We start from the raw sequence: 18,849 nt of genomic DNA, 5'->3' as shown, positions 1-18,849 counted from the left end.
CGCCAGCGTTCGTCCTGAGCCAAGATCAAACTCTCCATAAAGTTTATGAGCTTGATTGCTCGTTCAAAAAACTAGCTTAATTTCTTACTTAACATACTGGTTGTTTCGTTCAGTTTTCAAGGATCAATAAGTTAATGTCGTTTTTTGCGACGGTATATAATATACCATGCTTATCATTTAATGTCAACAAGTTTTTTGTAATTAAAAATTGAGTGCTTGATGAAATTCATTAAATATTAACTTGGCACAAAAAATAATATAGCATATCCAGAAGTCATTATCAAGAGTTATTTTTTAAAAAGTGTATTAAACAACTATTTAATTTAGTTACTCTATTAAAACAAATTCTCTTCTGGTCTTCAGTGTTTGTACGTATATTCGTTAAAAGACCACTATTCATATTTTGATTTACTTGTTAAATGTATCCGGTTTGGCATGTATTTTAGGCAATTCGATTGATTAGTCACTCTTCGGAAAAGCTGAAATAAAAGACGATACCTTTCAATTATTACTCCTTTCACTACCGGTTCAATGCGACTATCATCCAAATCCAATAACAACTCGTCTAATTGACATTTGATAATATATTCTATTTCTGTTTGTTCTGAATCAGTTATTAGTAGACCAATCATTCAACCACTCCTAGAAAGAATTTATCCATTCTATTTCTATTTTTTCCATCCTTCTTAATTTTATTTAATTATTTACGGTTCATAATAGACAAACCCATACATAGAATATAGCAAGTCCTAAAAGGAGGCAGTGCGATGCAACACTTTTATGTTTTTAAGGCAAAAAACTGGAAACAATGGGGACTTCTATTAGTTGCAGCATTATTTTCAGCTATATTTCTATGGGTAGAAGCAGAAAGTGCGTTTTCCGTCTTTTCAACCGACGAGAATCCTGCTGCCCTTAGTAAGGGGAGTGATAAAGACCCAAACATTGCTTTGACGTTTAATATCAGTTGGGGAAATGAAAAAGTCGAACCTATTTTAGAAGAATTAAAAAAGCATGAAATTAAAGCTACATTCTTTGTAAGCGGTGAATGGGCAGAACGACACCCAGATCTTGTAGGTAAAATAAAAGAGGGTGAACATGAACTAGGCATGATGGGATATCGCTATAAGAACTATGTTGAACAAGAAAAAGAACAAGTAAGAAAAGATCTTATTTATGCTAAAGATATTTTCACCACACTAGGTTATAAGGATATAAAGTTATTAAGAACCCCTAGTGGACACATTAATCCAGAAGTTCTCGATTTAGCAGAATCTCAAGGATATAAAGTTATTCAATGGAATGTTAATCCGCAAGATTGGAAAAATCCTGGCGAACAACAAATTATTGACCATGTCATGGCAAATACATCAAAAGGGGATATTATCTTACTCCATGCTTCTGATTCTGTAAAACAAACTCCGGCAGCGCTAAAAACCATATTACCCGGTCTTAAGAATAAAGGTTTTAAGTACGTAACAATATCTGAACTTATTTCTAGAGCAGATTCTAATTCGAACGAAGTGGAATAATTATAAGAAGGGTGAAGAAGAGCGTCTTCGGAGAATTTCTTATTGATCAACCTTAGGGATATAAGTGATTTTCTACATGGACTTTTTGCCACATAGAACCTAAATTCGGGGATATCAGTCCGCGATATTATATACTTTTCATTAATGCAAAAAGGGCAATCCCTATATAAACAGGATCGCCCTTTTTGCATTGCTATTTTTTTGTTACTTCGTCCCCAGGCTTCGCATTCTTGTCATTAAGCCTGTGCAACATCAACAATTGGTACGTGTTACACGCCAATAAAGATATAATCATGAGCCAAGTGTAATCAGTTCCTGAAGCACGAAGACCTGGAACCCATTCGATAGATGTTACTACTATCATAAAAAACAAACCAGGAACAAATGCTTTTTTATTTGTTTCTTTTGCCTTAATCCCGGCAATAATCCAGGAATAAACAAATAGCGCTACAGCCGCTAACAAATATAATAGGATAGACGTATTACCATCATCATCCATATATCTGAAATACACTAAATCAAAAAGCGTGAATGCTATTAAGAGTATTTGAATTGGAAGCCATAATTTCCGAAACATACTTAATCCGAATTGATTTATCGTTAAGTAAGCAAAGAAACCCATTTGACTAATTAAACTAAAAACAAATCCTAATGCTATAAAAAACACGAATAAGCCAAACACTTCAAATAAATCAAACGGTTGAAGGAATTCTCTGTATGATTGTGATTTAACAAAAAAACTTGTAATAAGTGTTGAAACGGCCCCGATAAGCAGTGTTGATAAAAATAAACGAACTAAGTTTCGACTACGCACGATTATGTATCCTCCTACTAACTATTTCCTTTAAAGGGAAACCTTCGCGAATGTCCTATTCACTCCGACTTCCTTATATGATATGAACTACTTTTATTCGCACAAAACTATCCTATCGTATTTTAACACGAATCAACGTTTTTTTCCTTTCCGATACATATTTTTTATTTTGATTCCCATATTAAATATAAGAATTAGCAAATGAGAGGGAGTTGTTTCTAACATTGCGAAAAATAATTTCATTTGCAGTCATTTGTTTAACCTTATCCATTTTAAGCTCTTGCACAGGAAATGGTGGGGGAAATGGAGAACAAGCAAATTACGATGAAACAAAAAAAATGGTAACTGATATATTAAAAACTGATGATGGTAAAAAAGCAATTACTGAAATACTATCTGATGAAGAAATACAAAAAAAGGTGGTAATCGAGTCCAAAGTTGTCGAGGATGCTGTTAGTAAACAGTTGACCTCAGAAGAAGGAAAAGACTTTTGGAAGAAGATGTTTGATGATCCAAAATTCGTCGAGTCTTTTGCCAAAATGATCCAGAAGCAACAAGAGGATGTAACCAAAGGGTTAATGAGTGATTCAGAGTATCAAAAGAAAATGATTGAAATACTACAAAATCCAGAAATGGAAGAACAAGTTTTAAGTGTCTTAACTGGCCAAAAATTTCGCGAACATTTAGAGAAAACCATTCAAGAAACAATGGATTCACCTATGTTTAAAGCAAAAATGACAGACGTTATCTTAAAAGCTGCTGAAGAAATGAAACCCTCTGGTGAAGGTGGTGGCGGTGAAAAATCCGGATCTGGAGGTTCTTCTGAAGGTGGCGGTGAATCCGGTGGTGGAAGTGGTGAGAGCGAAGGAAGTTAACCCATCAAAAAAGGAGCTGAATTCTAATATAGAATTCAGCTCCTTACTTTTATTCAAATTTATCTATTACTTTAGCTGCAATTTTTCTATACTCTTTCCCGTTTGGATGATCTTCTTGATAGACCGATGGCGCAAATACTCCTTCTTCTTCAAAAGGCTGTTGTAAGGAGAGCTGGCCGATTACTTTGGTCTCTAATGCTTCTGCTAGCTTGTCGCCGCCACCTTTTCCGAACACAAATTCCTTTTCACCAGTTAACTGACTTTCAAAATAAGCCATATTTTCAATTACGCCCAATATTTCATGGTCTGTTGTCAGAGCCATTTGACCTGCACGAGCAGCTACAAATGCCGCTGTAGGATGAGGTGTAGTAACGATCACTTCTTTTGATGACGGAATCATATTATGAACATCTAATGCAACATCCCCTGTACCTGGTGGTAAATCAAGCAGTAAATAATCAAGTTCTCCCCACTCAACCTCTTTAAAGAAGCTAGTTAGCATTTTACCTAGTCTAGGCCCTCTCCAAATAACTGGTGAGTTGTCTTCTACAAAGAAGCCCATTGATATAATTTTGACACCAAATCGCTCAACAGGAATGATTCTGTTTCCCCTTAACTTAGGGCGTTCTTCAACTCCCATCATATCAGGAATACTAAAGCCATAAATATCAGCGTCAATAATACCTACCTTTTTCCCTAAACGAGCAAGGGCAACAGCCAGGTTAACAGTTACTGTTGATTTTCCAACTCCGCCTTTTCCACTAGCTACAGCAATAAACTTCGTATTCGATTGCCCGTCCAATAAAGACGGATCTTTTTCCGAGGTTGGCTGATGCTTTGCAATTACTTCATCTGGTAATTGGCTAAAGCGAAGACCTACTGTAGCGGCTCCGCCTTTTTTTAAAATATTAACGACGTTTTGTTGTAATTGCATTTGCTCAGCTGTATTTGTTTTTCCAATAGCGAGCTTTACACTTACATGATTTTTCTCTTCTTTAATTTTTATTTCTTCAATTCCGCCAGTTTCTTCAAACGTTTTATGTAAAAACGGATCCTTAATTGGATTTATTAAATTTGAAACCTCTTCCTTTGTTAACAAAGTAAGTCACCATCCCTTTATCGATGTTTATCTAATTACCGCTAGTATAACATATTACTCAAAGATAATAAGTGATACACATCATAAGGGGGCAATTTCTTAATTATTCTGTCGTTTTCTCTGTAGCATAACGAAGGATACCTTCATATACGCTCCCAGCTATTTTCCTTTGATACTCGACTGTTTTTAGTAATTCACGCTCATGAGCATTAGACAAAAAACCAATTTCAACTAATGCGCCCGGAATTTCCGCTTGTTTTAAGATATACATTCCATTCAGCGCAAGTGCTTCTCTAGTAGTATTCTCTAAATTCCTTATTATTTCTGATTGGACAAATTTAGCTAAGTGTTCACTTTCTTTTAAAGCTGGGTAATAAAATGTTTGCGCTCCATGCCACTTATCTGATGGAAGGGCATTTAAATGAATACTCAGGAAAAAGTCAGCTTCCTTTTCTTTAATAAACTCAACCCGCTTACGAATATCTTCACTTTTTCTACGAGATAATCCTTTGGTATCTTTTGCAGCTAAGTCATCATCAGCTTCTCTTGTTAGATACACCAAAGCACCAGCTTGCTGCAAATAATTTCTAATTTGTTTAGATACATTAAGTGCTATGTCTTTTTCCATAGTCCCGTCAGAACCAACCGCTCCTCCATCAGGATATCCATGTCCTGGGTCTAAAACAATTACTTTTCCAGATAACGGTAGTGACCAGGAATCCCAAGAATCGGTTGTTTTTTGAATAGGGTATTGAATAAGGATTACTAAAAGAATGGCACCAATAATCCAATAAGTTATTTTAACAGACTGACTCATCTAGGTATCCTCCCATAAACATTCCTGTTTCTAACTATATGGGACAAGGGTTATGTTTATGACTATTATAATCCTTAGAGGCTCAAAAACCTTTTAATAGAACTATATAAAAGTGTTAAAAATCTTATTGAACTATATTTGGTCATTAATCTTTTAACAGTATGATTTTCGAAGGGCGTCTTGGTCACCTCCAACAAGATTGACTTAAGACTTCAGGCGAGCTCGGCACTGGAAGCTAAACAACGAAGCTCGAAACTCTATACTTTCTTAGCTTACAAAAAAGACCCCCAACCAAAATGGTTGAGAGCCTTTGAAATGTTGATATTAACGTTTTGAGAACTGTGGTGCTTTACGAGCGCCTTTAAGACCGTATTTCTTACGTTCTTTCATACGAGCATCACGTGTTAGGTATCCAGCGCGCTTTAATGCAGCACGGTATTCAGGATCTGCTTCTAACAATGCACGAGCTACACCGTGACGGATAGCACCAGCTTGACCAGTGAATCCTCCACCTTCTACAGTTGCTAAAACATCGTAGCCGCCTTCAGTTTCTGTAATTGCTAAAGGCTGTTTAATTATTGTACGAAGTGTTTCATACGGGAAATAATCTTCCGCGTCACGTTTATTTACAATGATACGTCCAGTACCTGGAACTAGACGTACACGAGCAGTTGAACTTTTACGGCGTCCGGTACCGTAGTATTGTACTTGTGCCACTATTCGTTACCTCCTTTTAATTAACCGCGAAGTTCGTAAACTTCTGGTTTTTGTGCTTGATGAGTATGTTCTGGTCCTCTAAACACATGTAATTTTTTAGCCATTTGACGTCCAAGGCTTCCTTTTGGAAGCATACCTTTTACAGTAAGTTCCATCATTTGCTCTGGATATTTAGTGCGCATTTCTAATGCATTACGTGCTTTTAGTCCACCTTGGTAACCTGAATGACGGTAATACATTTTGTCATTTATCTTATTACCAGTAAGTTCAATTTTTTCAGCGTTAATGATGATTACGTGATCACCAGTATCTACATGCGGTGTGTATGTTGGTTTATGCTTTCCACGAAGGATTGTTGCAATCTCACTAGCCATACGGCCTAGAGTTTTTCCTTCAGCATCCACAACAAACCACTTGCGTTCAACATTGTTTTCATTTGCCATGAAAGTTGTGCGCATATCAGTTACCCTCCTGTATATCGAAAATTCTATTGTCGTTTTTCAAATTCATTCGCAAATATATTTGCTAGACTATCCAGCGTAAAACACTCGAAAAGCCTACTCTGACTCTATTCTAACACGAATTAACTTTCCGGGGCTATTTCGTGGTATAAAATAAATTGCCATAGAATATCATATAACAAAACGATGCACATTGTCAACAGGATGTTACACCAGGATACGTTGTTTTTTATATTTTTTCTCTAAATCTAATGACACTTAAGGTTATTACTCCTCGTTATATTGTACTTTCCATAGAAATAAACCTTGCGCTGGAGCTGTTTTTCCGGCATTTTCCCGATTCTTGGCATCTATTATTCTTCTTATGTCTGAGACAGGTCTATCATGTTTACCAATTTCAATTAATGTACCTACCAAAATACGCACCATATTATATAAAAAGCCGTTTCCTCTAATTACAAATATAATTCTATCACCCTCTTGATAACAAGTTGCGTGATAAATAGTTCTTATTTTGTCTCCTTTGACATCTGATCTTGCTGAACAAAATGAAGTGAAGTCGTGTTCACCAACCATTGATTCACATGCCTCTTCCATCGCCTCTATATCTAAATGATTTGGAACGTGGTAGGTAAAGTTTCTATTAAAAACATCGGATTGTGTTGAATTTAAAATAAAATAACGATATTCTTTTTCAACTACATCATAGCGCGCGTGAAAGTTTTCAGCTACATTCTCTGAACGTATCACACAAATATCCTCAGGTAAGACAGCATTAAGCGCTCTTGTCCAGTTCTTAATTGGAATGGTTAGATTCGTGTCAAAATGTATTACCTGACCTTTCGCATGCACGCCAGCATCCGTTCTACCTGAAGCATGAACCCGAACCGCTTTACCTTTGTGTAACTTCTTTAATGCCGTTTCGACATCTTCTTGAATAGTTCTTCCATTTGGTTGAACTTGGTAACCTGAAAAATTCGTTCCATCATAACTAACTTCACATTTGATTCGTTCCATAGGACTTCCACCTCTTATTATGTTCGAGTCAGATATAACCCTATTATAATTAAACAAAATATGCCAAAAGTAACTATATCAATTGGTTTTATCTTTAATTCACGTAATTTCGTTCTTCCCTCTCCACCTTGGTAACCACGAGCCTCCATGGCCATCGCAAGCTCCTCTGCCCGTTTAAATGCACTTACAAATAAAGGGACAAGTAATGGAACAATCGCTTGCAATCTTTCTTTTATTGGACCGGTTTTAAAATCAACACCCCTGGATGCTTGTGCTTTTGATATTTTTTCTGTTTCTTGCATTAGTGTGGGGATAAACCGTAATGAGATCGACATCATTAATGCTAATTCATGAACAGGAAACTTGATCCGTTTTAATGGATGGAGCAAACTTTCGATTGCATCTGTTATCTCGATTGGACTAGTTGTTAACGTGAGCAATGAGGTAACTAAAATCAAAAGAAAGAAACGTAATGAAATTGCAGATCCTTGTGCAACTGCTCCAGAATATACCGGAAAAGATAATAGCTCGAATAAAACGTCACCTTCTCGTGTAACCACTAGATGAAGAATGAAAGTAAAAATAATTAAGAACCAAACTGGTGTTAACCCTTTGATTATATAGGAGAGTTTGATTCTGGTGGCTAGAGCACTTCCAATCGAAAAAACAGTTAGAAGACCATAACTAGCAATAGAATTGGCAAAGAAAACGATAATGACGAAAAAGAAAATAATTGTTATCTTCGTTCTTGGATCTAGACGATGTATTATTGACTCTCCAGGGATATACTGACCAATAATAAATGCATTATTCATGATTATCAGCTCCCCTAATCAATTCCTTTAATTCTTGGGCCAGTTCACTTAGCTCTTGACCACGATAAGTCAACCGAAACCCAAATTTTTCTTCTACTTTGAAGATAAATTGAATTACTTCAGGAAGGTCTAACTGAACTTTATTTAACTCTTCTTTCTTCACAAAAACTTCGGCAGGTTTGCCCTCCATGTATTTTGTCCCATGATCGAGAATAATTACATGGTCAGCATAATGAAGTGCATCTTCCATACTGTGGGTCACAAGGACTGTTGTTAAATTCTTTTCTTGATGTAAGCGGTAGAACATGTCCATTATATCTTTTTGACCTCGAGGATCGAGACCCGCAGTTGGTTCATCTAATACCAATACTTCTGGTTCCATAGCCAGAACACCGGCTATTGCTACTCTTCTCATTTGGCCTCCACTAAGATCAAAGGGTGACCGTTCTAATAGATCTTCTGGAATTTGCACTGCCTGAATCACTTCATAGGTCCGTTTTTTGATTTCCGCTTGATCAACGCCAAAATTAGCAGGTCCAAAAGCAATATCCTTAGCAACTGTCTCTTCAAATAATTGATGTTCTGGATACTGAAACACTACTCCCACTCTACGTCTTAACTCTTTCATTTCCTTCAGTTTTTTATCTGAGGAAAGTTGATAATCTCCGATTGTTACTTGTCCTTGCGTTGGACGAAGCAAACCATTTAAATGTTGAATTAATGTAGACTTTCCTGATCCAGTATGTCCGACAATCGCAACAAATGTTCCTGATGAGACTTGAAAGGATAGATCATGAATAGCCCTATGCTCAAAAGGCGTCTTAGGTTGATAAGTATATGCTACATTTTCGAATGAGATATCCATAATTCCTCCAAAAGCTCCTCATGACTTAATGGCTGATTGTTGATCTCAACACCTAAATTAGTTAGTTGGTCCGCTAATTTAGATACAAAGGGTGTATCCAACCCAATCAGCTGCAGTTCCTCTTTTTTCGTAAAAACTTCTCTAGGTGTTGCTTCTAGCCATACCTTTCCATCATTCATTACAATTACCCGATCAGCTTTAGTAATTTCATTTAAATCGTGTGTAATCGTTACTAGTGCTAAATTATGTTTGTCTTGTACTTCTGTAATTGTACTCATAATTTCTAGTCTACCGGTAGGGTCAAGCATTGCCGTTGCTTCGTCGAGAATAATTACCTTAGGTGATATTGCCAATATACTTGCAATGGCAACCCTTTGCTTTTGTCCCCCAGACAGTCGATGTGGTTCATGAAGTAAATAGTCATTCATCGAAACGGCTGTTAGACTACTATCTATTCTTTTAATCATTTCAGGTCTTGGAACTCCTCTATTTTCTAATCCAAAAGCAACATCGTCTCTTACCGTTGTTCCAACAAACTGATTGTCCGGATTTTGAAAAACCATACCAACGCTTTTTCTGACTTCCCAGATTGTATCTTGACTTACTTTTAGGCCATCAACAATTATTTCGCCTTCTTGTGGAAAAAGTAATCCATTGATTAACTTTGCAATAGTTGATTTACCGGAACCATTATGACCAATAATTGCGACCCATTCATCTGGATAGATAACAAAACTTACATTTTTCAAAACCCAGGGATGCTCTTCTCCATATCGAAATGATACATTATTAAATTCAATAAAGCTTTGCCTCATCTGTCTCCCCCTCTGCCAAACTAACTTGTATTTCCCCGGGAATAATATATTAATAAATGTCAGTAACCTATACTGATTACCAATTACACTCGTCTTGATTATGCCTAAGACTTTATTTTATCACAAATATACGAGGATTTATCATTGAGGTAAATGAAACATCTATCTGAACAAAGCGCCGGAGCTGGCTAACTTAGTAATTAATTATCCATAGCAGTCCATTTTGTGATTTCCTAGACCATAAAAAGAAAAAACTTGCCGGTTGGCAAGTTTCTCTTAAATAGCTTGTACAAATAGTAACCGAGACTTTTACCAACCTATGATTGTAGCCTCGTTAAACCATTTTTAATATCATTAAAAAGATGATAGAACAAAAAAGGGCTGGGATTCATCCCACGGAAGAGATTCTGTCCTGCCCTTCAAGCTATCAAACCTAATTAAACTAGTTCAATAATCGCCATTTCTGCACCGTCACCACGACGCGGTCCAAGTTTTAGGACACGAGTATAACCGCCTTGGCGCTCATCATAACGAGCAGCGATGTCTGTGAAAAGTTTTTGGACTACAGCTTCATTTTCGCTAGCTTCTACATTATAAAGAAAAGAAGCTGCTTGACGACGTGCGTGTAAATCACCGCGCTTACCAAGTGTAATCATTTTATCAACAACGGAACGAAGCTCTTTTGCTTTCGCCTCTGTTGTTTCTAGACGTTCATGAATAATCAAGTTTGTGGCAAGGTTGCGAAGTAACGCCATACGTTGGTCTGTTGTACGACCTAGTTTTCTAGCCATGGATTATCCCTCCCTTTTTCGGAATTCTTACATGTTCAATTCTATCAATCGTCTTTTCTTAAACCTAATCCTAAATCATCTAGCTTATGTCTAACCTCTTCTAGTGATTTTCGGCCTAGATTACGTACTTTCATCATATCTTCTTCTGATTTATGAGCAAGCTCCTGCACAGTATTGATTCCAGCACGTTTTAGACAGTTGTAAGAACGAACAGATAAATCAAGTTCTTCAATTGTCATTTCAAGAACCTTTTCTTTTTGATCTTCTTCTTTTTCTATCATAATTTCGGCATTTTGAGCTTCGTCTGTTAATCCAACAAAGATGTTCAAATGCTCTGTATAAATTTTCGCACCTAATGAAACAGCTTCTTCTGGTCTTATGCTACCATCTGTCCAAACATCTAACGTAAGCTTATCAAAATTGGCAACTTGACCTACACGGGTGTTCTCCACTTGATAAGTTGCTTTAGATACTGGTGTGAAGATAGAATCTACAGGAATAACACCAATTGGCTGATCATCATGATTATTAGATTCGGCAGGTCGATATCCTCGACCACGTTCTGCAGTAATCTTCATTTGTAAGTTCGCATTCTTACCTAATGTAGCAATATGAAGATTTGGATTTAAAATCTCAACATCACTATCGTAAGTGATATCAGCAGCCGTAACTTTTCCATCTCCCTGTACATCAATCTCTAAGGTTTTCTCATCTTCAGAGTATACCTTTAGAGCAAGTTTCTTCAGATTAAGAACAATAGTTGTAACATCTTCAACTACTCCTTCAATCGTTGAAAACTCATGAAGCGCCCCATCAATTTGCACTGATGTTACAGCAGCGCCAGGAAGTGAGGATAAAAGTATACGACGCAAGGAGTTACCTAGTGTTGTACCATATCCACGTTCTAGCGGCTCAACGACAAATTTACCAAAGGTGCCATCATCGCTAACCTCTACCGTTTCAATCCTTGGTTTCTCAATTTCAATCATTAATTAAACCCTCCTTCAAAACGTCGAAACCCCGGTTAGACAGTTGTCTAACCGAAATCCCTCAGTTAGGCAGTTCCCGTTTCTGCACTATGCAACTTCGTATTCTTCTGTCATAAGCGTTGCTGTCTTTAGGGTGTTCAAAACGTCCGGTTATTGTCAATCGTTTCGATCCCAATACTTTTAGCTATCATAACCCATTATAGACAGAGTGACAAATTATATACAGACAAATTATACTCTACGACGTTTTGGCGGGCGGCAACCATTATGAGGAACTGGAGTTACGTCAACAATCGCTGTAACTTCTAAACCTGCTGCTTGTAGAGAACGAATTGCTGCTTCACGTCCAGCGCCAGGTCCTTTAACAGTTACTTCTAGAGATTTCAAACCATGCTCCATTGCTGATTTTGCAGCTGTTTCAGCAGCCATTTGTGCAGCAAAAGGAGTAGACTTACGAGAGCCTTTGAAACCTTGTGTTCCAGCACTGCTCCAGCTTACTGCGTTCCCTTGAACATCAGTAATAGTAACAATAGTGTTGTTAAATGTAGAACGAATGTGTGCTATACCAGTGTCAATATTCTTTTTGACGCGTTTTTTACGTGTGTTTGTTTTACGAGCCATTAATTAACTAACCTCCTTTTAAGTTATTTTTTCTTGTTAGCCATAGTCTTACGTGGACCTTTACGAGTACGAGAGTTGTTCTTAGTCTTTTGACCACGAAGTGGTAAACCTCTACGGTGTCGAACGCCACGATATGAACCAATCTCAATTAGACGCTTAATGTTTAGAGATACTTCACGGCGAAGGTCACCTTCTACCGAGTGTTTTTCGATCGCTTGACGAATATTAGCTAATTCGTCTTCTGTTAGATCGCGAACACGAGTATCCTCAGAAACCCCAGCTTCTTTCAGTACTTCTTGCGCAGTTGCTTTTCCAATACCAAAGATATAAGTAAGGGAAATTACTACACGTTTATCACGAGGAATATCTATACCTGAAATACGTGCCATTAGGTTCTTGCACCTCCTTATTAATTAACCTTGCTTTTGTTTGTGTTTCGGGTTTTCGCAAATAACCATTACTTTGCCTTTACGGCGGATTACTTTACATTTTTCACATATTGGTTTTACAGATGGCCTTACCTTCATCATCCATACCTCCTTTTGTATCGGAGCATTCATTTATTTGTATCGGTACGTTATACGACCTCTAGTTAAATCATAAGGAGAAAGTTCAACCGTCACTTTATCTCCAGGTAAGATTCGAATGAAATGCATGCGAATTTTACCAGAAACATGAGCTAGAACGGTATGACCATTCTCTAATTCAACTTTAAACATTGCGTTAGGTAACGTGTCAGTGACAGTACCTTCTACTTCAATTGCATCGTCTTTCGCCATCGAGTTGATCTCCCTTCTTTAAATCAGTCACTATTTCATTGACAAATTTTGTTAAAGCAAAACGCAACTTCCCATTTGTTACGCGACCAGTTTCTAGAAGGCTGTTTTGGACTTCCGGAGAGATATAATTAAATAGTTCAATATGATTCGAATTCTTTTTCTTGGGTCGATCATATTTTCTCTTTTCTCCATCGGCAAGCAAGACAAATCGATCATCAACAATTTGGATGACAATAGCAAATTGACCTACTTCACGTCCCTGTAAGATTCGAACAACTTGACCTATTCGCGGACTCGACTCCGTATCATTCAACCACGATCACCTTCACTTAGGCTATTGTTAAGATCTGATAACCTTCTTCTGTAATAGCAATAGTATGCTCATAATGAGCACACATCTTACCATCTTGAGTGACAACCGTCCAATCATCTGCAAGGGTTTTTACATGCCTTTTCCCTGCATTAACCATTGGTTCAATGGCTAAAACCATGCCTGGTTTTAATTGTGGGCCTTTATTACGAGGGCCGTAATGAGGAACATTAGGATCTTCGTGTAGGTCCTTACCTACTCCGTGACCCGCGTATTCTCTTACAATACTAAACCCTCTGGATTCCACATAGCTTTGTATGGCATGTGATATATTCGAAAGGCGGACACCTGGCTTTGCTTCTTCAAGACCTTTATATAAAGAAGTCTTTGTTATTTCTAATAATTCTTCAGTAGCACTATCAATAGTTCCAACCGGGTACGTCCAAGCAGAATCACCATGATATGAATTATACTTAGCACCGATATCAATACTGATAATGTCACCGTCTTTTAGCTTGCGGTCACTCGGAATACCATGTACTAATTCCTCGTTAACCGAGGCGCATATACTACCACGAAATCCATTATACCCTTTAAATGAAGGAATTGCATCCATACTGCGAATGAATTCGTCAGCAATGTTATCCAATTCTCTAGTTGTAATTCCGGGTTGTATATAAGGTTTTAGTTTTTGATGTGTCATCGCAACTATCTTACCCGCTATACTCATAATTTCAATCTCTTGTGGTGTTTTACGTATTATCATTTAGATAATTCGCCAAGTTTAGTATCGATATCTTCAAATACTTGATTAATATCTTGATCTCCATCGACACTAATTAGATAACCTTTATCATTATAGAAGTCTAACATAGGCTTTGTCTGCTCTAGGTTAACTTCTAAACGTTTTTCAACTGTATCTGGCTTATCGTCTTTTCTCTGAATCAATTCCGCACCATCTTTATCACATTTACCTGCCTCTTTAGGAGGGTTAAATAGTAGATGGTACGCCGTCCCACATGTAGGACAAATACGTCGTCCTGTCAATCTCTCAATAAGTTGATCACTAGGAACATTAACATGAATAACATAATCTAAAGATTCATTGATGTCTGTCAAAAGGTTCTCTAAAGCCTCGGCTTGAGCGACAGTTCTTGGAAAACCATCTAATAGAAAGCCTTTTTGACAATCATCCATGCTAAGACGCTCTTTAACAATTCCGATAGTAACTTCATCAGGAACAAGTTCTCCTTGGTCCATAAAAGCTTTTGCTTTATTACCGAGCTCCGTTCCTTCTTTAATAGCTAGACGGAACATATCTCCAGTAGAGATATGAGGGATCTGATATTTTTCTACTATCTTCTCTGCCTGTGTGCCTTTACCGGCACCAGGGAGACCCATAAGGATTAAATTCAAGGAATTTCCCCTCGCTCTCATTTCATCTTACATACAAGTTATTAACAGTTTTACTTGATAAAACCTTTATAGTGGCGTTTAACCAATTGACTCTCTAGTTGCTTCATTGTCTGTAATGCTACACCAACTACGATTAACAAACTAGTACCACCAATTTGTACTGCTTGAGGTAAGTTTGCCAAATTACCTAATACAAGTGGTAACACAGAAACAGCTGCTAGGAAAATTGATCCAACAAAAACCAAACGGTACATTACACGAGTAAGATACGTCTCGGTATTTTTACCTGGACGAATGCCCGGAATATATCCACCCTGTTTTTTCAAATTTTCAGCCATTTGTTCTGGGTTTACTTGAATGAATGTATAGAAATAGGTGAAAGCAATAATTAGAGCAACATAGATTACCATACCTATAGGCTGAGTGTAGTCAAATACTGTTTCTATTACACCTGCAATATTATTGCCTTCAAAAAATCCAGCAACAGTTCTAGGTGCAATAATGAATGAAATTGCAAAGATTACCGGGATAACTCCTGCAGCATTTACTTTTAAAGGTAAATGTGTAGAGTGACCGCCAACCGGAGAACGGTTAACTAATCTTTTTGCATATTGAACCGGAATCTTACGCAATGCTTGCTGGATGAAAATAACACCAACAACAACCGCAAGTACAACCAAGACTATTAATGCTACGATAATGATATTGATGAACAACTCATCTCCAACATTACCTCCAAAATACTGTTCGTATAACTGGTTAATACCATTTGGAACTGCGGCAACTATACCAGCAAAAATTAAAATTGAGATACCATTTCCAACACCATTGGCTGTAATTTGCTCACCCAACCACATTAAAAATGCTGTTCCACTTGTTAGTACAATTGCAATAACAAGGAATTTACCAACGCCGGGGTTAGTAATTAATTGCCCGCCTGTAATGGCATTAAAACCAATTGACATACCAATCGCTTGGACAAAGGCAAGAATAATTGTGAAATAGCGTGTAAATTGAGCCAATTTACGACGTCCAACTTCCCCTTGCTTCTTCCACTCTGAAAACTTTTCAACAACATCCATTTGCAACAGTTGCATAATAATGGAAGCAGTAATATAAGGCATAATCCCCATAGCAAAAATAGAGAAGTTTTGAAGAGCTCCTCCTCCAAATGTGTTAAGGAAGCCAAATACACTTTGATCATTCATAAAATCAATTGCTCCCTTATCAGAGAAAGGTACCGGAATAAAAGTACCTATCCTAAATACAATTAGCATTAATAGAGTGAAGATTATTTTGTTTCTTATGTCACCTACACGCATTAAATTGGAGATTGTTTGAAACATTAAATCACCTCAGTTTGACCGCCCGCTGCCTCAATTGCTTCTTTAGCTGAAGCAGAGAACTTGTGAGCTTTAACGGTAAGTTTCTTTTCAATATTTCCATTGCCAAGAACTTTAAGACCTGCTTTCAACTTACTTACAACACCAGTCTCAATTAAAAGCTCCGGTGTTACTTCTGTACCTTCTTCAAATCGATTTAAAGCATCAAGATTTATGATCGCGAATTCTTTTCTGTGCACATTTGTGAATCCACGTTTAGGTAGACGTTGGAATAATGGCATTTGGCCACCTTCGAACCCAAGTCGAACTCCTCCACCAGAACGAGAATTTTGTCCTTTGTGTCCACGTCCAGATGTTTTACCATTTCCTGAAGACATTCCACGACCTACACGATTACGCTCTTTACGAGCTTGTGATGGCTTCAATTCATGAAGTTTCATGCGAGCACCTCCTCTTTTGCGCTTTCGTTTTTTAAACTTCTTTAACCGTTACTAAGTGCGATACTTTATTAACCATGCCACGAACGACAGGAGTATCTTCACGGACTACTGACTGACGGATTTTTCTTAATCCAAGCGTTTTAACAGTAGCTTTTTGAATTTCCGATCTACCGATAACACTGCGCGTGAGGGTAATTTCTAACTGTTTAGCCATATTATTTCCCTCCTTATCCTAACAGTTCTTGTACAGACTTTCCACGTAGTTTAGCAATTTCTTCGGCACGCTTCAATTCACCTAATCCGTTTATCGTAGCACGAACCATGTTAATTGGAGTGTTAGAACCTAATGACTTAGATAGGATATCACCTACACCAGCAAGCTCAAGTACTGCACGGACAGGTCCGCCTGCAATTACTCCAGTACCTTCTGAAGCTGGTTTCATTAAGATATTACCTGCACCAAATTCACCAATAATCTCATGTGGAATAGTTGTACCAACGACTGGTACTGTTATTAGATTTTTCTTCGCATCATCAATTGCTTTTCTGATTGCCTCTGGTACCTCTTGTGCTTTACCAGTACCAAATCCAACGTGACCATTTTTATCACCGACAACTACTAATGCAGCAAAACGGAAACGACGTCCACCTTTTACTACTTTAGCTACACGGTTAATTGTTACAACGCGTTCTTCTAGATCTAATTTATTCGGGTCAACATGTTTTTGCAAGATATGTCCCTCCTTTAACTATTAAAATTCAAGACCTGCCCTGCGGGCAGCATCTGCTAATGCTTTTACACGTCCGTGATATAGGTATCCTCCACGGTCAAATACCACGTTTTTGTGTCCATTTTCCTGTGCACGAGTTGAAAGTAACTCGCCTACTTTCTCTGCAGCCTCTAGATTACCTGTAGACTCAAGGTTAAGTTCCTTGTCTATAGTAGAAGCGCTAGCAAGCGTTTTGCTATTTATATCATCAATAAGTTGTGCATAGATGTGTTTGTTTGAACGGAATACGTTTAAACGTGGACGTTCTGCTGTTCCAAATAAGTTTTTACGAACTCGCATATGTCTTTTTTTACGTACCGAATTTTTGTCGGGCTTTGTGATCATCTAGGTCACTCCTTTCTGTTCCCTAACTAACCTTACTTAGCTGTTTTACCTTCTTTACGACGTACATACTCGCCTTCGTAGCGAATACCTTTGCCTTTGTAAGGCTCTGGCGGTCGTATTGCTCTAATGTTTGCTGCAACAGCACCAACTAGTTCTTTGTCAATTCCTTTAACAATAACTCTTGTGTTAGTAGGAACTTCGATTTCAATCCCATCACGGTGATCAAGTTCTACAGGATGAGAATAGCCAGCGTTAATAATGATTTTGTCGCCTTGCTTTTGTGCACGGTAACCAACACCTTGAATTTCAAGAGCTTTTTCAAATCCTTTGTGGACGCCCTCTACCATATTACCAATCAAACTTCTTGTTGTACCATGTAGTGCACGATGTTCTTTATTATCACTTGGGCGTTCTACAGTTAGAACGTTGTTATCAATTTTAACTTTAATATCCTCATGGAATTTACGAGTAAGTTCCCCTTTTGGACCTTTAACAGTAACGGTATTTCCGTCTACTTTAATTTCGACACCTTCAGGTATTTCAAGAATCTTTAATCCTATACGAGACATTCAGAGCACCTCCTATCTTAAAAATATTATTACCAGACGAATGCTAGCACTTCGCCACCAAGGGCTTGCTCGCGTGCTTCTTTATCGGATAATAAACCTTTTGATGTTGAAACAACTGCAATACCAAGGCCGTTTAATACTTTAGGTACTTCATCAGCTTTAGCATATACACGTAATCCTGGCTTACTAATACGTTTTAGACCAGTAATTACTCGTTCTTCATTTACACCATATTTAAGGAATATACGTAGTACACCCTGTTTATTATCTTCAATGAACTCATAATCACGAACAAAACCTTCGCGCTTAAGAATATCAGCAATTTCTTTTTTTACGTTGGATGCAGGGAGTTCTAGCTTCTCATGACGCACCATATTGGCGTTACGAATACGAGTAAGCATATCTGCGATTGGATCTGTCATAACCATTATTCATTACCTCCTTCCCTAATCGGGGATTACCAGCTTGCTTTTTTGACACCAGGAATTTGACCTTTATAGGCAAGTTCACGGAAACAAATACGGCAAAGTTTAAATTTGCGTAATACAGAATGAGGACGTCCGCAACGTTCACAGCGTGTGTATTCTTGCACTTTAAATTTTTGCGTGCGTTTTTGTTTCGCAATCATAGATTTTTTAGCCACAATTTTCCC

The 18,849-nt window shown here is 37.6% G+C and carries 29 protein-coding genes; 2 read left to right on the top strand and 27 right to left on the bottom strand.

The window, feature by feature from the left end:
- Window positions 1-392 precede the first annotated feature (392 nt).
- Complete coding sequence (locus LD272_RS20520) at window positions 393-632, bottom strand: hypothetical protein (RefSeq protein ID WP_226038464.1); 240 nt, start codon at window positions 630-632, stop codon at window positions 393-395.
- A gap of 135 nt (window positions 633-767) precedes the next feature.
- Here LD272_RS20520 and pdaB point away from each other — a divergent pair, with 135 nt between their 5' ends.
- On the top strand, window positions 768-1,529 hold the full coding sequence (gene pdaB, locus LD272_RS20515; RefSeq protein WP_226038463.1) for a polysaccharide deacetylase family sporulation protein PdaB: 762 nt from the start codon (window positions 768-770) through the stop codon (window positions 1,527-1,529).
- A 193-nt stretch (window positions 1,530-1,722) separates the two neighbouring features.
- Here the strand turns inward: pdaB and LD272_RS20510 are convergent, their stop codons facing one another.
- The gene (locus LD272_RS20510; RefSeq protein ID WP_226038462.1) at window positions 1,723-2,343 is read right to left on the bottom strand and encodes a KinB-signaling pathway activation protein; all 621 of its coding nucleotides are present in this window, start codon (window positions 2,341-2,343) and stop codon (window positions 1,723-1,725) included.
- Between the two features lie 224 nt (window positions 2,344-2,567).
- Between LD272_RS20510 and gerD the strand changes: the two genes are divergently transcribed.
- Window positions 2,568-3,218 carry a spore germination lipoprotein GerD gene (gerD, locus tag LD272_RS20505; RefSeq protein WP_226038461.1) on the top strand — a complete coding sequence of 217 codons (651 nt, stop codon included), beginning with the start codon at window positions 2,568-2,570 and terminating at the stop codon, window positions 3,216-3,218.
- A 49-nt stretch (window positions 3,219-3,267) separates the two neighbouring features.
- On the opposite strand, the gene salA is transcribed toward gerD, so the two are convergent.
- The 25 genes from salA to rpsN all read right to left on the bottom strand — a co-directional run bounded on the left by salA (window position 3,268) and on the right by rpsN (window position 18,840).
- A complete protein-coding gene (gene salA, locus LD272_RS20500) occupies window positions 3,268-4,317 on the bottom strand; it encodes an iron-sulfur carrier protein/transcriptional regulator SalA (protein WP_226038460.1) in 1,050 nt (349 codons plus the stop codon).
- Window positions 4,318-4,420: 103 nt separating this feature from the next.
- Window positions 4,421-5,134, bottom strand: a complete 714-nt coding sequence (cwlD, locus tag LD272_RS20495) for an N-acetylmuramoyl-L-alanine amidase CwlD (RefSeq protein ID WP_226038459.1) — start codon at window positions 5,132-5,134, stop codon at window positions 4,421-4,423.
- Between the two features lie 324 nt (window positions 5,135-5,458).
- Window positions 5,459-5,851, bottom strand: a complete 393-nt coding sequence (gene rpsI / locus LD272_RS20490; protein ID WP_226038458.1) for a 30S ribosomal protein S9 — start codon at window positions 5,849-5,851, stop codon at window positions 5,459-5,461.
- A gap of 20 nt (window positions 5,852-5,871) precedes the next feature.
- The gene (gene rplM / locus LD272_RS20485; protein ID WP_226038457.1) at window positions 5,872-6,309 is read right to left on the bottom strand and encodes a 50S ribosomal protein L13; all 438 of its coding nucleotides are present in this window, start codon (window positions 6,307-6,309) and stop codon (window positions 5,872-5,874) included.
- A gap of 270 nt (window positions 6,310-6,579) precedes the next feature.
- The gene (gene truA, locus LD272_RS20480) at window positions 6,580-7,329 is read right to left on the bottom strand and encodes a tRNA pseudouridine(38-40) synthase TruA (RefSeq protein ID WP_226038456.1); all 750 of its coding nucleotides are present in this window, start codon (window positions 7,327-7,329) and stop codon (window positions 6,580-6,582) included.
- Window positions 7,330-7,346: 17 nt separating this feature from the next.
- Window positions 7,347-8,144, bottom strand: coding sequence for an energy-coupling factor transporter transmembrane component T family protein (locus LD272_RS20475; protein WP_226038455.1), 798 nt, complete (start codon window positions 8,142-8,144; stop codon window positions 7,347-7,349).
- The gene (locus LD272_RS20470; RefSeq protein ID WP_226038454.1) at window positions 8,137-9,009 is read right to left on the bottom strand and encodes an energy-coupling factor ABC transporter ATP-binding protein; all 873 of its coding nucleotides are present in this window, start codon (window positions 9,007-9,009) and stop codon (window positions 8,137-8,139) included. Before LD272_RS20470 ends, LD272_RS20475 begins: the two co-directional genes overlap by 8 nt.
- A complete protein-coding gene (locus tag LD272_RS20465; protein WP_226038453.1) occupies window positions 8,985-9,824 on the bottom strand; it encodes an energy-coupling factor ABC transporter ATP-binding protein in 840 nt (279 codons plus the stop codon). The genes LD272_RS20470 and LD272_RS20465 overlap by 25 nt, the downstream gene beginning before the upstream one ends.
- A 437-nt stretch (window positions 9,825-10,261) precedes the next feature.
- Window positions 10,262-10,615, bottom strand: a complete 354-nt coding sequence (gene rplQ / locus LD272_RS20460) for a 50S ribosomal protein L17 (protein WP_226038452.1) — start codon at window positions 10,613-10,615, stop codon at window positions 10,262-10,264.
- Between the two features lie 44 nt (window positions 10,616-10,659).
- Window positions 10,660-11,604, bottom strand: coding sequence for a DNA-directed RNA polymerase subunit alpha (locus LD272_RS20455; RefSeq protein ID WP_226038451.1), 945 nt, complete (start codon window positions 11,602-11,604; stop codon window positions 10,660-10,662).
- Window positions 11,605-11,835: 231 nt separating this feature from the next.
- On the bottom strand, window positions 11,836-12,225 hold the full coding sequence (gene rpsK / locus LD272_RS20450) for a 30S ribosomal protein S11 (protein WP_226038450.1): 390 nt from the start codon (window positions 12,223-12,225) through the stop codon (window positions 11,836-11,838).
- Window positions 12,226-12,248: 23 nt separating this feature from the next.
- Complete coding sequence (rpsM, locus tag LD272_RS20445) at window positions 12,249-12,614, bottom strand: 30S ribosomal protein S13 (protein ID WP_226038449.1); 366 nt, start codon at window positions 12,612-12,614, stop codon at window positions 12,249-12,251.
- 24 nt (window positions 12,615-12,638) lie between these two features.
- Complete coding sequence (gene rpmJ, locus LD272_RS20440; RefSeq protein ID WP_003156543.1) at window positions 12,639-12,752, bottom strand: 50S ribosomal protein L36; 114 nt, start codon at window positions 12,750-12,752, stop codon at window positions 12,639-12,641.
- Between the two features lie 33 nt (window positions 12,753-12,785).
- Window positions 12,786-13,004 carry a translation initiation factor IF-1 gene (gene infA, locus LD272_RS20435; protein WP_003464670.1) on the bottom strand — a complete coding sequence of 73 codons (219 nt, stop codon included), beginning with the start codon at window positions 13,002-13,004 and terminating at the stop codon, window positions 12,786-12,788.
- On the bottom strand, window positions 12,982-13,317 hold the full coding sequence (locus LD272_RS20430; RefSeq protein ID WP_226038448.1) for a KOW domain-containing RNA-binding protein: 336 nt from the start codon (window positions 13,315-13,317) through the stop codon (window positions 12,982-12,984). The genes infA and LD272_RS20430 overlap by 23 nt, the downstream gene beginning before the upstream one ends.
- Window positions 13,318-13,333: 16 nt before the next feature.
- A complete protein-coding gene (map, locus tag LD272_RS20425) occupies window positions 13,334-14,080 on the bottom strand; it encodes a type I methionyl aminopeptidase (protein WP_226038447.1) in 747 nt (248 codons plus the stop codon).
- Window positions 14,077-14,730 (bottom strand): adenylate kinase, encoded by a 654-nt coding sequence (locus tag LD272_RS20420; protein WP_226038446.1) that lies wholly within the window; start codon window positions 14,728-14,730, stop codon window positions 14,077-14,079. Before LD272_RS20420 ends, map begins: the two co-directional genes overlap by 4 nt.
- 50 nt (window positions 14,731-14,780) lie before the next feature.
- Window positions 14,781-16,076 (bottom strand): preprotein translocase subunit SecY, encoded by a 1,296-nt coding sequence (gene secY, locus LD272_RS20415; protein WP_226038445.1) that lies wholly within the window; start codon window positions 16,074-16,076, stop codon window positions 14,781-14,783.
- On the bottom strand, window positions 16,076-16,513 hold the full coding sequence (gene rplO, locus LD272_RS20410) for a 50S ribosomal protein L15 (RefSeq protein ID WP_226038444.1): 438 nt from the start codon (window positions 16,511-16,513) through the stop codon (window positions 16,076-16,078). Before rplO ends, secY begins: the two co-directional genes overlap by 1 nt.
- A 31-nt stretch (window positions 16,514-16,544) precedes the next feature.
- A complete protein-coding gene (gene rpmD / locus LD272_RS20405) occupies window positions 16,545-16,727 on the bottom strand; it encodes a 50S ribosomal protein L30 (protein WP_226038443.1) in 183 nt (60 codons plus the stop codon).
- A gap of 13 nt (window positions 16,728-16,740) precedes the next feature.
- A complete protein-coding gene (rpsE, locus tag LD272_RS20400; RefSeq protein WP_226038442.1) occupies window positions 16,741-17,244 on the bottom strand; it encodes a 30S ribosomal protein S5 in 504 nt (167 codons plus the stop codon).
- Window positions 17,245-17,265: 21 nt separating this feature from the next.
- Window positions 17,266-17,628 carry a 50S ribosomal protein L18 gene (gene rplR / locus LD272_RS20395; RefSeq protein ID WP_226038441.1) on the bottom strand — a complete coding sequence of 121 codons (363 nt, stop codon included), beginning with the start codon at window positions 17,626-17,628 and terminating at the stop codon, window positions 17,266-17,268.
- A 32-nt stretch (window positions 17,629-17,660) separates the two neighbouring features.
- Window positions 17,661-18,197 carry a 50S ribosomal protein L6 gene (rplF, locus tag LD272_RS20390; RefSeq protein WP_226038440.1) on the bottom strand — a complete coding sequence of 179 codons (537 nt, stop codon included), beginning with the start codon at window positions 18,195-18,197 and terminating at the stop codon, window positions 17,661-17,663.
- A gap of 29 nt (window positions 18,198-18,226) precedes the next feature.
- Window positions 18,227-18,625 carry a 30S ribosomal protein S8 gene (gene rpsH, locus LD272_RS20385; RefSeq protein WP_226038439.1) on the bottom strand — a complete coding sequence of 133 codons (399 nt, stop codon included), beginning with the start codon at window positions 18,623-18,625 and terminating at the stop codon, window positions 18,227-18,229.
- A gap of 29 nt (window positions 18,626-18,654) precedes the next feature.
- Entirely contained in the window at window positions 18,655-18,840 is a 186-nt protein-coding gene (rpsN, locus tag LD272_RS20380; RefSeq protein WP_010285078.1) for a 30S ribosomal protein S14, read from the bottom strand.
- Window positions 18,841-18,849 lie beyond the last annotated feature (9 nt).

Origin of the sequence: Aquibacillus saliphilus (assembly GCF_020404745.1) — a bacterium.
Lineage (GTDB): Bacteria > Bacillota > Bacilli > Bacillales > Amphibacillaceae > Aquibacillus > Aquibacillus saliphilus.
This window is presented reverse-complemented; position numbering and strand designations above follow the sequence as displayed.